Raw genomic sequence first — 12452 nt, 5'->3', positions numbered from 1 at the left:
ATGCGCGATGGCCGAGATGGAGTTGGTGGGCGGGCATTTCGGGACCGGCCGCGCACGCTACGTTCCAGGACAGTTTCGGTTGGCGGATAGGCTCGTTCTGCCTGTCGATCAGGTCGCTTCCGCCGAGGAAAACGCCAGCTTCATCCAGCGCAATATCGGCGCGTCGCTGCGCGGCATGATCGGGGGTGGCATCAAGTACGCCCCGGCGGCCATGGTGGTCGGCCTCTTCGTCGCGCCCCTGGCGATGGTGGGCGCGATCGGTGTCACGGCCGCTGCGATCGGGGCGGCGCTCGGAGCATTGGGAGCCGGCGACAAGCGGGTTCTCATGCAGGTCGTCTTCGATGACGGGCGTGGCTTCATCTGCGTCTGCGACCAGGGAGTCGCTGGTCAGATCCAGGCTGACGCACGGATGGCGCGCCAGGCGGCTGCGGAACGCCGCGCGGCTGAGGCCATCCTGATCCCGCCGAAGTGGAGCATGGGGCCGATTGTGCCGACGGCTCTCGAGAGGAGCGAGGCGTTGCCGCAACTTGCGTCGCCGACGCATACCCCGTCGAAGGAGCCCCCAACCGAACAGAGTTCGAGCGGCGATCAAGTGGCGGGTCCGGCAGAAGAAGGGTCGACTCGTCTGGCTGCCGCCGCGTCGGCGCTGTCGAGCACGAAGTCTCTGGCGGCCGATGCCGCCGCCAAGGCCGGCGCGGCGGCCGGTGAAGCCTATGCGTCTGCGACAGCGGCGGCCGATGATGCCTGGAAAGCTGCATCCAGCCTTCTCTCCCGGCGCCGGCGCCCGCTTTAGCGTGCCTCGGACTCTCTCGCGGACACCATCTCCCCCGAATTGGGGTTGACGGTTATCCCCATTATGGGGGAATTTGGCGTACCCGATCCGGGGGTGCGGTCATGCAATCGACATCAGGGACTGGTGGGTCCGACCGGGGCGAGCCCCGGGAAACGATCCAGCCATCAAGCCTCAACACACGGTCAAGTGTCTTTCTCGGGTACTCCGCAGATCTGATCATCGATGCGCCTTCCGCGCCGGTCCTTGCGCAGATCGCCCTGCCATTCTGCAGCGCCGGCGCTCTGGTGAAGGCCGTCGCCGCCCTGCGCGGGCCCGACGGCGAGCCGCCCTTCGCGCTCCTGGCGCTCCGCGCGGGCCGCGATCGCTCCGTGCAGGAGGAGACGCAGGACGCCGCCCACGCGGCCCTCGACACCCTCGCCGGGCTCATCGCCGCCGGCCAGCTCGGGCCGGACGGCGCGGCGATCGCGCAACGTCTCGCCCACCTCACCGAGATGGCGTCGCGGGCCGCCTGGAGGGCGCAGCCGTGACCTACGACCTCGTCCGGCAGACCCATCCCGGCGCCCCGGCGGTCGTCGGCGCCCGCGTCCGTCACACGCCCACCGGGCGCCTCGGCCGGGTCGCCCCGGCGGTGCCGGGCCTCGGGGCGCAGCTGCGGGTGCGGTTCGAGGGCGAGATCCTGCCCTGCTGCGTCGATCCCGGCAGCCTGGTCTTCGAGACCGCCGCCCTCGTCCCGCTCGCCGGGCGCCGGCCATGACGCGCCCGGGACCCAAGGGGCGGCGCGTCACCCCGCAGGACGCCCAGGTCGGCGCCCGCATCGCCGCCTTCCGGCGCGCCAAGCGCATCTCGCAGACCGAGCTCGGCCGGGCGATCGGCGTCACCTTCCAGCAGGTGCAGAAATACGAGAAGGGGGCCAACCGCGTCAGCGGCACCGCCCTCGCCACCATCGCGGCGCGGCTCGAGGTGCCGGTGACCCGCCTCTATGGCGGCGAGGACGGGTCGGGCGAGGACCGGATCGGGCAGCTTCTCGACACGCCCGGCGCCCTGGAGCTGCTCGATCTCTTCGCGGCGATGCCGCAGGCGCGCCGGCAGGGCTTGCTCGCCCTGATCCGGCCGTCACCCGAGCGCGGCCTCGAGGACGTGGCATGACGCGCGCGGCGGAGACGGCGGACGGGCACGATCCGGAGGGAGCGCTCGTGAGGCGGCCGCGCACAAGCCGGCTGCCGCCCGGCCTCACGCCGCGGGGCCTCACCCGCGAGCAGGCCGCGCTGTATTGCGGCTGCGAGACCGTCGAGGCCTTCGACTCGTGGGTGCGCCGGGGCATCGTGCCCGGGCCGATCCGCGGCACGCACCGGTGGGACCGCAAGGCCATCGATCACGCCCTCGATCGCCGCTCGGGCCTGATCGCCCGCGGCGAACCCGACATCGACGCCTGGCTGGCCGAGCATGCGAGTTAAGCTGAAGGGCATCAACACCGTCCGCAAGCGCCTCGCAGATGGCAGCATCCAAGCCTACTACTATCACCGGGCGAGCGGGACCCGGCTCCAGGGCGAGCCGGGTACGGCCGAGTTCCTGGCCTCGTTCGAGGAGGCCGGGCGGGCCGCCGCCCTGGCGCGCAGCACCGGCACGGTCGAGTGGCTGATCCGCCAGTACAAGGCCTCGCCGGCCTGGGCGAAGCTCGCCGCCTCGACGCGCGAGATCGGCGCCCTCGACCTCAAGGCCTGCGAGGAGAAGTGGGGCTCGACCCCGCTCCCGATCGTCCAGAACCCGCGCAGCCGCCCGGCCTTCCTGAAATGGCACGCGAGCCTCGCGGCCCGGCACCCGCGGGCGGCCGACGCCAAGCTCGCCCGGCTCGCGCGGGTCTTCGCGTGGGGGCTCGATTGGGGCCACATCAGCCACAACCCGATCGCCACCTTCTCCCGCGCCTACGCGGCGGACCGGTCGGACCTGATCTGGCTGCCCGAGCACGTCGCCGCCTTCGAGGAGGCCGGCACGCCGGAGCTACGGCTGGCGCTGATGCTTGCCCTGCACACCGGCCAGCGCCAGGCGGACCTGCTGGCCCTGCCGTGGAGCGCCTATGACGGCAAGGCCCTCACCCTGCGCCAGGGCAAGTCCCGTCGCCTGGTCTACGTGCCGGCGACCCGGGCGCTCGCCGCCGCCCTCGCGGCGGCCCCGCGCCGGGCGGACACGATCCTGGTCACGCCGCAGGGGGCCCCTTGGGCGAAGCGGCGCTTCCACGAGGTGTGGTCCGAGACGGCCGCGGCGGCCGGCATCACCGAACTGCACTTCCACGACCTGCGCGGCACGGCGGTGACGATGCTGGCGGAAGCCGGCTGTACCGTGCCGGAGATCGCGACGATCACCGGCCACTCGCAGGCCCATGCGCAGCGCATCCTCGACCGGTACCTGGCACGCACGCGGACGCTGGCCGAGTCGGCGATCGCGAAGCTGGACGAGCACCGGCGGAACCAGCCGGGGCGAGCGCCGACACTCAGCTAGGGTCAGAACTCGTTGAGCCTGACCGTTTGACAGGCCACTACCGACCCATCGCGGACTATTTCAGGACGAAAGAGTTCGGTCCGGTTGGAGTGAGACTCAGCCCAAAATAGCCGCCAAGCTGAACGGTTACCGCTGGGTATTTTCGAAGATAGTAAACGCTGAAGTTTGCAGGTTCTTCTGGGTCAACGCCAAGCGATCGCAACAACTTGTTGACTGGTTCGCCAAAATCTGGGTCGGTCGGGCAGGGAACAGGAATTGGCCGTGTTGCCAGCTCACCGGCGACATCAAGGTCAAAATGCAGTCCGCTACTTACCTGCGCAAGACGCGACTTTGGGTTGTTCTGCGCAGCAGAAAGCAAAAGAGAAACACTCATATTACAATCTCCGTGTGTTAGTATCAAAAGGTGCAAAAGCAAGAACCATTATACTTCTATCTAAGTCCGCAAGACACCATTATGAGCTCTTTGCAAGACTCGCCGGCTCGATTTGAGAAACCGGCGTTGAAGAGCGGGCATGCAGGAACAAGCTGGGCAACCGCTAGGCCAAAAACAAAAAGCACCCAGATCGGAGCGCCGAACCTGCAAACCGTTTTGCAAACCGAGGGTCCGGCACCCTCAAGAACCAAGCCTAAGTGCTTGATTTAAATGGTCGGAGCGAGAGGATTCGAACCTCCGACCCCTAGTCCCCCAGACTAGTGCGCTAACCGGGCTGCGCTACGCTCCGACGCCCCGAGAGGGCGAGCGGGGTATTAGCGCCGTGCTCGGTCCGGCGCAAGCCCCTTCCGCGCGGTCGGCCGGCCGGCGAGGGCGCCGGGGGCGCGGTGGTCGGGGGAAACGCCGTCGATCAGGACGACGACGCCGTCGGAATGCGCCGTGCGCAGGGGCAGGATGGCCCGGTAGGCGGGGGACTCGTACCAGGCCCGGGCCGCGGCCCGGTCCGGGAAGGCGATGACGACGAGATCGCCGGCGAAGTCGCCTTCGAGCGGCTCGGGGCGGGCGCCGTGGATGAGGAAGCGGCCGCCGAACGGGGCGAGGGTGGCGTCGATGCCCGCGAGATAGGTCGCGATCGCAGGGCCGAGCGCGACGTCGCGCAGGTGGGCGACGGCATAGGCGGGAACGCTCATGGATCGGTCTCCGTCGAGGGGGCGGTCCGCGCCGGGCCGTGCGGCGGGGCGAGCCGGTGGAGAAGGGCGGCGGTCTCGGGATCGGCGGGGAAGAAGGCCTCGAGGGCGAGCTCCGCCAGGGTGATGTCGACGGGCGTGCCGAACACCGTGGTGGTCGACAGGAGCGAGAGCCGGCCCGCCGGGACGGCGAGGACGAGGGGCACCGCCACCCCGCCGCCGTCGCAGGACGCGGCGTGCGAAGGGACGTCCGGCGGGGCGGGATAGGCGGCGAGCTCGTCGGCGAGCCGGGCGAGGACCGGATCGCCGCTGGCGGCGACCTGCTGGCGCAGACGATCGAGGAGGTGGGCGCGCCATTCGCGGAGGTTGAGGATGCGCGGCGCCAGCCCGCCGGGATGCAGGCTCAGGCGCAGCACGTTCACCGGCCCGGCGAGGAGGGCGGGGTCGACGCCGTCGAGGAGGGGCGCCACGGCGGCGTTGGCGGCGATCAGGGTCCAGTGGCGGTCGATCGCCAGCGCCGGGTAGGGGGCGTGGCCGTCGAGGATCCGCGCCACCGCCCGGCGGGCCGGGGCGAGGGCCGGGTCGTCGAGGGAGCACGCGGCGAAGACCGGGGCGTAGCCGGCGGCGACGAGCAGGGCGTTGCGCTCGCGCAGGGGGATGCCGAGGCGCTCGGCGAGGCGCAGCAGCATCGCCCGGCTCGGCCGGGCGCGGCCGCTCTCGAGGCAGCTCAGGTGACGCTGGGAGATCTCGGCCTCCAGCGCCAGGTCGAGCTGGCTCAGGTGCCGGCGCCGGCGCCAGATCCGCAGGATGTCGCCCGGCGGACCGGCGGGTGCGGCCCTCAGGGCTTCGGCCCTCAGGCCGGCACCCGGTCGAGGAAGCCGGTCACCTCGGCGAGGCGGCCGTCGTCGAGGATGGCGAAGTCCGTGCCCTCGACCACGCCCTCGCCTCCCTCGGGCGCCAGGGCCCAGGAGAAGCGGAGGCGGTCGCCGTAGCCGTCGGGCCGGCCGGCGAGGCGGAAGCGCAGGCCGGGAAAGCGCGCCTGCACGGCGCCGATCAGGGCGTCGAGGCCCTCATGGCCCTCGCCGGCCATGAGGGGGTCGCGGTAGCGGGCATCCTCGGTGAAGGTCGCGGCGAGGAGCGCGCGGCGGCGGGCCGGGTCGGTCTCGTTCCAGGTCTCGAGGTAGCGGGCGGCGAGGGCGGCGGGATCGGTCATCGGAGCGTCCTTCCGGGTGGGTGCCGGACGAGAATGGACGCGGGCCGGGGGGCACGTCGATGACCTGCCGGGTCATCATCGGAGGACCCGGCAGGTCCGCAGCCAAGTCATCGCAGGCAGGTCATCGCCGGACGGCCCGTCGGGTCGTCGCGCTACTCGGTCACGATCACCCGGTTGGGCAGCTCGTCGGTGTCGCCGGGTCGCGGCGGGGCGGCTGCGGCCAGGATGACGCCGGTGGCCTCCACCGCCCGCACCAGGCCGTCCGCCAGGGCGTCGCGGCGCAGGGCCGCCACGAGGTCGGCGAGGACCGCCTGCCAGGCCTCCGGGGCGGGGCCGATCCCGACATCCGTCACCACGTCGGCGTAGCGCTCGGCCAGCGCCACGTAGATCAGCACGCCGGTGCGGCCGCTCGTGCCGGCCAGCCCCCGGGCCTCGAACTCGTGCCGGGCGGCGGCGCGGGCGCGGGCGCGGCGCAGCGGCCGGGGCAGGGCACGGGGCAGGCGCGCCCGGACCGGGCCCGCCGCGAGGCTCACGAGGAGCGCCAGGGCCGCGACGAGCTGGACCAGGAAGATCCGGGTGGCGGAGAGGCCGGTGAGCCCGATCAGCGGCCAGGGCACGATGAGCGCGCCCGCCAGCGCCAGCGCCGGAGGCAGGCTGCGGTAGGCCCCGGAGCGGGCCGCCACCATCACGACGATCTCGCCCGCCGTGCCGCGCTCGGCCTGTGCCACCGCGGCGGCGATGCGGGCGCGCTCCGCCTCGTTCAGGATGCCCGCCATCACCAATCTCCCGAGGCGCCGCCGCCGCCCGACGAGCCGCCCCCGCCCGAGAAGCCGCCGTCACCGAAGCCGCCGCCGAAGCCACCCCCGGCCCCGCCGCCGAACCCGCCCTGGCCCGGCACGACGATCCAGCCGCCGCCGGTGCGGCGATGCGGCCGGCCGGGGCCGCCGCGTCCCCCGGCGAGGAGCCGGACGAGCACGAACCCGACCAGCACGAGCAGGATCACGACCAGCACCGGATCGAGGCCGCCGCCGGAATCTTCGCGCACCTCGGCCCGGCGCTGCCACTCGGCGGCGTCGCCCGAGAGGATGCCCAGGATCCCGTCGACGCCCGCCCGGATGCCGCCGGGAAAATCCCCGGCCTTGAACTTCGGTGCCACGGCGCTGGCGATGATCACCTTCGACAGGGCGTCCGTCAGCGCGCCCTCGAGGCCGTAGCCGACCTCGATCCGCACCTTGCGCTCGGAGGGGGCGACGAGGAACAGGACGCCGTTGTTGCGCGCCCTGGTGCCGAGGCCCCAGGCGCGAAACAGGCGGTTGGAAAAGTCCTCGACCGAGGTGCCCTGAAGCGAGGGCACGGTGGCGACCACGACCTGGTCGGTGGTCTTGTCCTCGTGCGCCTTGAGCGTCGCGGCGAGCGCCTCCCGCTCCTCCGGCCGCAGCAGGCCGGCCCCGTCGACGACCCGGCCGGTGAGCGGCGGCAGGTCGAGGGCCGACGCCGCCCCCGCCCAGAGGAGCCCCACCCACAGGACCAGCAGGATGGCGAGGGGGCCGGCGCCCGGGACTCGGCGCATCGCCCTAGAACTTCACGTTCGGCGGGCGGCTGGCATCCGGCGTGGCGGTGAAGGCCTCCATCGGTTTCGCGTCCGGGTAGAGGGTGGAGGCGATCCAGCGGCCCGGGACGGTGCGGATCTCGGTGTTGTAGGCCTGCACCGCCTGGATGTAGTCGCGCCGCGCCACCGCGATGCGGTTCTCCGTGCCCTCGAGCTGCGATTGCAGGGCGAGGAAGTTGGCGTTCGACTTCAGGTCGGGATAGCGCTCGACGGTGACGAGGAGACGGCCGAGCGCCCCGGAGAGCTGGTTCTGGGCGTCCTGGAACTCGCGGAACTTCTGCGGGTCGCTCACCGTCGCGGCATCGACCTTGACCGAACTCGCCTTGGCGCGGGCCTCGGTGACCTGCACCAGCACGTCCTTCTCCTGCTGGGCGTAGCCCTTCACGGTCTCGACGAGGTTGGGGATCAGGTCGGCCCGGCGCTGGTACTGGTTCTGCACCTCGCCCCAGCGCGACTTGGCGGCTTCCTCCAGGGTCGGAACCCGGTTGATCGCATCGCAGGCCGACAGGGAGGTGGCGAGGGCGAGCGCCACGACGACGAGGCGCAGGCGGCCGAGGAGGGAGGCGGTCATGGCGGCGGCGGGGCTCCGGGTCCGGGGCGGCGCCTCGACGGCGCCGCGAGCGTTGCCGTGTCGCAGATAGGCGGCGCCCCGCCGCAATCCAGCGCCCCCCGGAACGCGAAACGGCCCCGGCGCGGGCGCCGGGGCCGTGGAGTCCGTCGGGACCGGGATCGGGGCGTCAGGCCGCCCGGATCGCCTGCAGGAAGCGGTCGACCTGGCCCTTCACCGCCATCGACTGGTCCGAGAGGCTGCGGGCGGCGTCGAGGACCTGGCCGGCGGCGTGGCCGGTCTCGCTCGCCGAGGCCGTGACCTGGCCGATGTTGCTCGAGACCTCCTGGGTGCCGCGGGCGGCCTCGCCGATGGTGCGGGAGATCTCGTTGGTGGTGGCGGTCTGCTCGGTCACCGTGGCGGCGATGACGCCGGAGATCTCGTTGACCGACACGATGGTCTCGCCGATCTGGCGGATCGCCCCGGCGGCGTGGCCGGCCGCGCCCTGGATCCGGGCGATCTGGCTCGCGATCGCGTCGGTGGCCCTGGTGGTCTGGCCGGCGAGTTCCTTGACCTCGGCCGCGACGACCGCGAAGCCGCGGCCCGCCTCGCCGGCCCGCGCCGCCTCGATCGTCGCGTTGAGCGCGAGCAGGTTGGTCTGGGAGGCGATGGCCGAGATCATGGTGACGGCGGTGCCGATCTCGTCGGCGGCGCGGGCGAGGTCGCCCATCGCGGTGCCGGTCGAGTCGGCCTCCCGCCGGGCGAGGCCCGCCACCTCGTTCGAGCGCAGCACCTGGCGCTCGATCTCCTGGAGCGAGGCGACCAGTTCCTCGGCGGCGACCGCCACGGTCTGGACGTTGGTGGCGGTCTCCTCGGAGGCCGCGCTCACCGCGACGGCGCGCTGGTTGGTGCCCTCCGCCACGCCCGTCATCGCGTGGGCGGTGGCGTCGAGCTGGGTGGCGGCGGCGGCGACGACGTCCAGGGATGCGACGATGTCGGCCTCGAAGCCGCGCACCAGGCGGTCGACGGCGGCGACGCGCCGGTCGCGGTCGGACTGGTCGGCGAGCGCGCGGGCCTCCATCTCCTGGCGTGCCACCGCGTTGGCGCGGAACACGTCGACCGCCTTGGCCATGTCGCCCATCTCGTCGACGGCGTCGCGGGAGGGTACGTCGACCGCGAGGTCGCCCTGCGCCAGCCGGGTCATCGCCCCGGTCATGCCGCGGATCGGCCCGATGATGCCGCGGGCGATGAGCAGCGCTAGGCCGAAGCCGAGGGCGACCGCGGCGCCGATCAGCCCGATCAGCAGCGCCTGCGCGGTGGCGGCGGCGCTGGTGGTCGAGGCGGCGATCACGTCGACGGCGGCCTCGATCGAGCTCCGGGCGGATTCGCCGGCCTTCTCGATCGCGGCGAATTTCGGCTGGAAGCCCTGCTCGTAGAGGGCGGCGCTGCCGGTGAGCGCGGTCGCGGTCGCCTCGAAATGCTCCTTGTAGAAGGCCAGCGCCTGGCGCACCGCCGCGATCGGCTTGGCGTAGGCGTTGAGCACGTCCTGGTCGGCGAGCGCCTTGAGGGCGGCCTCGGCGTTGCGGGTGTTGGTCGCGAAGGTCGTCGGACCGGCCGCGTCCTGCACCGCGAGGAAGCGCCAGTTGGCGACGCGCACCAGCAGCATCGCCGATTCGACCGCGGCGGCGCGCAGCACCTCGGCACCGGTGCCGTTCGCCCGCACCTCGGCGACGAGGGCGCCGGAGGCCTTCGTCAGCGCGTCGCCGCCGGTGAAGAGCTTGGCCTTGCTGTCCTGGATGAGCGTTCCGAGCCGCCCAAGCTGGGTCACGTCGCCGGCGAGACCCCGGGCATTCGCCAGGATGGTGCCGTAGAGGACCTTGCGCTCGGGCGAGATCGCGGTGCGCTCGAGATCGGCGCTGGTCTCGTCGATCCGGGAGAGCGCCGCCTCCATCGACTTCAGGCTCTCGGGGGCCTGGGTGAACCGGTACTTCTGGGCCTGGCTCGCGAGCTGGTTGGTGAGGCTGTTGACCGAGAAGACCCGGAGCGCGACGTGCTCCAGCTTGGCCCGCTCCTCGTAGCGCGCGCCGGTGCCGCTGCTGCTGCTCAGGGCGTAGACGCCCAGGCCCGCCGACAGCGCCACCAGAATTCCAAAGCCGCCGTAGAGGCGCGTGCGAATACCCGTCTTCACGAGCGACATCTCCTGATCCGACGGCGACTCTTGACGGTTATTCGTTGCGGCATGGTTAATTGCGAATGAGCGAATACAATTCAAACGGCCGGCCGGGGCCGGCCGGGGCACGCCATGTCTGTCGCGGGTGCGCCGCGGCGGGGGCGAGACCGGTTTGGCGGAACGCCGCGGCGCGGCTATGCCTTCGCGGCGCGACGACGGCGATTCGGACGAGGGGACATGGCGCGGCGGGCGGCGAAGAGGGAGAAGCCCGGGCGGGAGACGCCGGATCGAGAGGGGCCGGATCACGGGACGCCCGCGGGCCCGGGCGGGGAGGGCGCACCCGACGCCGCTCCGGCGGCCGTCCCGTGGCGGGAGGGGCGCAACGCCGCCGCCCGGGCGCGGCTGGAGAAGTCGCTGCCGGCGGTCTTCCCGGTCCCGGTGCTGCGCCACGCCCTCGCCCGGCCGCTGGTGCCGCCGACGCCGCGCCTCGCGGTCGAGAGCTACTGGCGCCACCACATCCTGCGGGCCGACCGGCTGGCGCGGGCGCTCGCGGCGCGCTCGGGCCAGCCCGAGGGCTGGACCTGGCGGCTCGGCACCGCGAGCCCCGAGGCCGCGAGCCCGCGCAAGGGCGGCCGCGGATCCGGCACGGCCGGCGAGGACCTGTCCGATAAGGGGCTGCCGTTCAGCTTCCGGATGCCGCCGGCACCGTTCCGCGAGGGGCCGCACGCCCTTGGCAAGGGGCATTGCTGCGTCTGCGGCCAGCCGGTCTACCGCTTCGGCTGGCACCGCGACCTGTGGGGCACGGGCGCGCCCAACCGCAACGCCGCCTGGCACGCCGCCTGCGTCGCCGCCTGGAAGTTCTGGATCGCGCCGGCCGACCACGTGAAGGAACTGAAGCGCCGCCAAGGCCATCGCTGCGCCCAGTCCGGCAAGCGCCTGCTGCGCACCGCCGAAATCGACCACCGGGTGCCGCTCTACCGGATCTGGCGCGAGGAGCGGGCGCGGCCCTGGCCCGGGCTCCTGGCCTATTGGGGCGTGCCGAACCTCCAGGTGGTCAACCGGGCGATCCACGCCGACAAGTGCGCCGCCGAGGCCGGGGAGCGGGCGAGCGTCCGGCGGGCGGGGGGCGCGCCGGACGAGCCGTTCGGTCCGGCTGCCCTCGACCTCGTCCTGTCGGGGGATCCCCTCTCCGGTCCGGGAGAGGGGTAGACGCCGCGTGCGGGAGCGCCCTCAGCGCGGAACGATGTGCAGCCCGTCGTCCGGCAGCAGGTTGCGGGCGGGACCGCCGGTCTGCTGGCCGCCGCCCTGCTGGTAGGCGGGCAGCTCGGGGCGGCGGTCGTTGTCGCCGCCGGTGTCGTAGACCCAGGGGGCGGACCAGGGCGCGCGGCCGCCGACGGTGCCGGTGGCGTCGATGTCGCGCGGGCCGTAGCGGTAGGGGGCCGGCTGGGCGGACGCTGCCAGGGTGGTCGCCACCAGGGCGGCCGGGATCAGGAGGGAGCGGAGGTGGCGCATCGGCGTCCTTTCCGAAGGGCGTGGCGGCCGCCGGGAGCGGCCGGGTTGCCGGGACAACGGCCAGGCTGGCCCTGCCGTTCCGGCACGGCAGGGGTCCCGACCCTGCGGCCGCTCCGGTTAAGGCTTCCTGGCGAGGCCTCCCGGCGGCGGTGCTCTCAGCCCCGGTGCAGCTTGGCGTAGCGCTTGAGCACCCGCTCGCGCTTGAGGCGCGACAGGCGCTCGATCCAGAACAGGCCGTCGAGCTGGTCGATCTCGTGCTGCAGGCAGGCGGCGGCGAATCCCTCCTCCTCGGCCTCGTGCGCCGTGCCGTCGAGGTCGCGCCAGCGCACCCGCACCCGGGCCGGGCGCTCGATCTCCTCGTCGACGCCGGGCATCGAGACGCTGCCCTCGCGGTGGCGTGCGGTCTCGGGCGAGGCCCAGACCAGCTCCGGGTTGACGTAGGTGCGCGGCGTCAGCTCGAGCCCGGCCCGGATCACCGTCAGCCTCACGGGCACCCCGATATGCGGGCCGGTGAGGCCGAGCGCCGAAACCGCCCGCAGGGTGTCGAGGAGGTCGTCGGCGATCGTCCGCAACGCGGCGTCGAAGGCCGCGACCGGAGGCGCGGTGAGGCGCAGGCGCGGATCGGGATGGAGCACCAGGGGGCGGACGGGCATCGGGAGGCCTTGAGCGGATTTCGCGAGTGTGGACGCCGGTTTGCGGCGAAAATCTGCAGCCAGGTAAGAACTCGAGCGGACGAGGCGTGGGCTTGGCCCACGCCAGTCCGCCCAGCACGTCCGCTCAGCGGGTGTGGAACGAGGCCGGCCACAGCCCGGCCCGCTCGATGCCGACCACCAGCACCACCACGGCGAGAGCCATCGCGAGGGCGACCAGCAGGTTGCGGCCCGGCACGCCCCGGGCGATCAGCACGAGCACCAGCAACAGGGAGATGACCGAGACGGCGATGTCCATGGGGTTCCTCACGGCAGGGTGCGGGCTCGAAGCGCGGCGTCGGGG

At 72.9% G+C, this 12452-nt stretch carries 18 protein-coding genes and 1 tRNA gene; 7 read left to right on the top strand and 12 right to left on the bottom strand.

All coding sequences use genetic code 11. The features are described 5' to 3' along the window. The first annotated feature begins 7 nt into the window (after positions 1–7). From HPY23_RS23115 to HPY23_RS23090, 6 genes are all read left to right on the top strand, one after another. Positions 8–793 (top strand): hypothetical protein, encoded by a 786-nt coding sequence (locus tag HPY23_RS23115; RefSeq protein ID WP_091889686.1) that lies wholly within the window; start codon positions 8–10, stop codon positions 791–793. 284 nt (positions 794–1077) lie between these two features. Continuing rightward, complete coding sequence (locus tag HPY23_RS23110; protein ID WP_091889684.1) at positions 1078–1320, top strand: hypothetical protein; 243 nt, start codon at positions 1078–1080, stop codon at positions 1318–1320. After that, positions 1317–1547, top strand: coding sequence for a hypothetical protein (locus HPY23_RS23105; RefSeq protein WP_091889682.1), 231 nt, complete (start codon positions 1317–1319; stop codon positions 1545–1547). Before HPY23_RS23110 ends, HPY23_RS23105 begins: the two co-directional genes overlap by 4 nt. After that, on the top strand, positions 1544–1939 hold the full coding sequence (locus HPY23_RS23100; RefSeq protein WP_091889680.1) for a helix-turn-helix domain-containing protein: 396 nt from the start codon (positions 1544–1546) through the stop codon (positions 1937–1939). Before HPY23_RS23105 ends, HPY23_RS23100 begins: the two co-directional genes overlap by 4 nt. Beyond that, the gene (locus HPY23_RS23095; protein WP_236012753.1) at positions 1936–2247 is read left to right on the top strand and encodes a hypothetical protein; all 312 of its coding nucleotides are present in this window, start codon (positions 1936–1938) and stop codon (positions 2245–2247) included. Before HPY23_RS23100 ends, HPY23_RS23095 begins: the two co-directional genes overlap by 4 nt. Continuing rightward, on the top strand, positions 2237–3289 hold the full coding sequence (locus HPY23_RS23090) for a tyrosine-type recombinase/integrase (protein ID WP_091889677.1): 1053 nt from the start codon (positions 2237–2239) through the stop codon (positions 3287–3289). The genes HPY23_RS23095 and HPY23_RS23090 overlap by 11 nt, the downstream gene beginning before the upstream one ends. A 55-nt stretch (positions 3290–3344) precedes the next feature. Here HPY23_RS23090 and HPY23_RS23085 read toward each other — a convergent pair whose 3' ends face one another. The 9 genes from HPY23_RS23085 to HPY23_RS23045 form a co-directional block, all read right to left on the bottom strand. Then, positions 3345–3662 (bottom strand): hypothetical protein, encoded by a 318-nt coding sequence (locus tag HPY23_RS23085; protein ID WP_139235024.1) that lies wholly within the window; start codon positions 3660–3662, stop codon positions 3345–3347. Positions 3663–3933: 271 nt separating this feature from the next. After that, a tRNA-Pro gene (locus HPY23_RS23080) sits at positions 3934–4011 on the bottom strand. A 25-nt stretch (positions 4012–4036) separates the two neighbouring features. Next, positions 4037–4411: a DUF1330 domain-containing protein gene (locus HPY23_RS23075; RefSeq protein WP_091889675.1), complete on the bottom strand. Its 375-nt coding sequence runs from the start codon at positions 4409–4411 to the stop codon at positions 4037–4039. Continuing rightward, positions 4408–5250: a helix-turn-helix domain-containing protein gene (locus HPY23_RS23070; RefSeq protein ID WP_091889673.1), complete on the bottom strand. Its 843-nt coding sequence runs from the start codon at positions 5248–5250 to the stop codon at positions 4408–4410. Before HPY23_RS23070 ends, HPY23_RS23075 begins: the two co-directional genes overlap by 4 nt. Before the next feature lie 11 nt (positions 5251–5261). Next, positions 5262–5621, bottom strand: coding sequence for a nuclear transport factor 2 family protein (locus HPY23_RS23065; RefSeq protein ID WP_091889671.1), 360 nt, complete (start codon positions 5619–5621; stop codon positions 5262–5264). A gap of 152 nt (positions 5622–5773) precedes the next feature. Further along, complete coding sequence (locus HPY23_RS23060) at positions 5774–6397, bottom strand: TPM domain-containing protein (RefSeq protein WP_200601841.1); 624 nt, start codon at positions 6395–6397, stop codon at positions 5774–5776. Then, positions 6397–7191 carry a TPM domain-containing protein gene (locus HPY23_RS23055; protein WP_091889666.1) on the bottom strand — a complete coding sequence of 265 codons (795 nt, stop codon included), beginning with the start codon at positions 7189–7191 and terminating at the stop codon, positions 6397–6399. Before HPY23_RS23055 ends, HPY23_RS23060 begins: the two co-directional genes overlap by 1 nt. A gap of 4 nt (positions 7192–7195) precedes the next feature. After that, entirely contained in the window at positions 7196–7801 is a 606-nt protein-coding gene (locus tag HPY23_RS23050; protein ID WP_060846014.1) for a LemA family protein, read from the bottom strand. Between the two features lie 166 nt (positions 7802–7967). Further along, positions 7968–9974 (bottom strand): methyl-accepting chemotaxis protein, encoded by a 2007-nt coding sequence (locus tag HPY23_RS23045; RefSeq protein WP_091889664.1) that lies wholly within the window; start codon positions 9972–9974, stop codon positions 7968–7970. Between the two features lie 210 nt (positions 9975–10184). Between HPY23_RS23045 and HPY23_RS23040 the strand changes: the two genes are divergently transcribed. Further along, positions 10185–11156, top strand: a complete 972-nt coding sequence (locus tag HPY23_RS23040) for a hypothetical protein (RefSeq protein WP_236012752.1) — start codon at positions 10185–10187, stop codon at positions 11154–11156. A gap of 21 nt (positions 11157–11177) precedes the next feature. Here the strand turns inward: HPY23_RS23040 and HPY23_RS23035 are convergent, their stop codons facing one another. The 3 genes from HPY23_RS23035 to HPY23_RS23025 form a co-directional block, all read right to left on the bottom strand. Further along, complete coding sequence (locus tag HPY23_RS23035; RefSeq protein ID WP_060846015.1) at positions 11178–11459, bottom strand: hypothetical protein; 282 nt, start codon at positions 11457–11459, stop codon at positions 11178–11180. 155 nt (positions 11460–11614) lie between these two features. Next, positions 11615–12112 carry a peptide deformylase gene (locus HPY23_RS23030; RefSeq protein WP_091889662.1) on the bottom strand — a complete coding sequence of 166 codons (498 nt, stop codon included), beginning with the start codon at positions 12110–12112 and terminating at the stop codon, positions 11615–11617. Positions 12113–12236: 124 nt separating this feature from the next. Next, entirely contained in the window at positions 12237–12407 is a 171-nt protein-coding gene (locus HPY23_RS23025; RefSeq protein ID WP_167349665.1) for a hypothetical protein, read from the bottom strand. Positions 12408–12452 lie beyond the last annotated feature (45 nt).

It is taken from the genome of Methylobacterium ajmalii (genome assembly GCF_016613415.1).
Lineage (GTDB): Bacteria > Pseudomonadota > Alphaproteobacteria > Rhizobiales > Beijerinckiaceae > Methylobacterium > Methylobacterium ajmalii.
Note: the sequence above shows the minus strand (reverse complement) of the source record. Positions and strands in the feature narration are given on the sequence as shown.

Excerpts from the sequence above, each read along its gene's own strand:
- HPY23_RS23025 (WP_167349665.1), bottom strand. The coding sequence starts at position 12,407 with ATGGACATCGCCGTCTCGGTCATCTCCCTGTTGCTGGTGCTCGTGCTG.
- HPY23_RS23115 (WP_091889686.1), top strand. The coding sequence starts at position 8 with ATGGCCGAGATGGAGTTGGTGGGCGGGCATTTCGGGACCGGCCGCGCA.
- HPY23_RS23065 (WP_091889671.1), bottom strand. The coding sequence starts at position 5,621 with ATGACCGATCCCGCCGCCCTCGCCGCCCGCTACCTCGAGACCTGGAAC.
- HPY23_RS23085 (WP_139235024.1), bottom strand. The coding sequence starts at position 3,662 with ATGAGTGTTTCTCTTTTGCTTTCTGCTGCGCAGAACAACCCAAAGTCG.
- HPY23_RS23030 (WP_091889662.1), bottom strand. The coding sequence starts at position 12,112 with ATGCCCGTCCGCCCCCTGGTGCTCCATCCCGATCCGCGCCTGCGCCTC.
- HPY23_RS23100 (WP_091889680.1), top strand. The coding sequence starts at position 1,544 with ATGACGCGCCCGGGACCCAAGGGGCGGCGCGTCACCCCGCAGGACGCC.
- HPY23_RS23095 (WP_236012753.1), top strand. The coding sequence starts at position 1,936 with ATGACGCGCGCGGCGGAGACGGCGGACGGGCACGATCCGGAGGGAGCG.
- HPY23_RS23035 (WP_060846015.1), bottom strand. The coding sequence starts at position 11,459 with ATGCGCCACCTCCGCTCCCTCCTGATCCCGGCCGCCCTGGTGGCGACC.
- HPY23_RS23060 (WP_200601841.1), bottom strand. The coding sequence starts at position 6,397 with ATGGCGGGCATCCTGAACGAGGCGGAGCGCGCCCGCATCGCCGCCGCG.
- HPY23_RS23050 (WP_060846014.1), bottom strand. The coding sequence starts at position 7,801 with ATGACCGCCTCCCTCCTCGGCCGCCTGCGCCTCGTCGTCGTGGCGCTC.
- HPY23_RS23045 (WP_091889664.1), bottom strand. The coding sequence starts at position 9,974 with ATGTCGCTCGTGAAGACGGGTATTCGCACGCGCCTCTACGGCGGCTTT.
- HPY23_RS23040 (WP_236012752.1), top strand. The coding sequence starts at position 10,185 with ATGGCGCGGCGGGCGGCGAAGAGGGAGAAGCCCGGGCGGGAGACGCCG.
- HPY23_RS23055 (WP_091889666.1), bottom strand. The coding sequence starts at position 7,191 with ATGCGCCGAGTCCCGGGCGCCGGCCCCCTCGCCATCCTGCTGGTCCTG.
- HPY23_RS23075 (WP_091889675.1), bottom strand. The coding sequence starts at position 4,411 with ATGAGCGTTCCCGCCTATGCCGTCGCCCACCTGCGCGACGTCGCGCTC.
- HPY23_RS23090 (WP_091889677.1), top strand. The coding sequence starts at position 2,237 with ATGCGAGTTAAGCTGAAGGGCATCAACACCGTCCGCAAGCGCCTCGCA.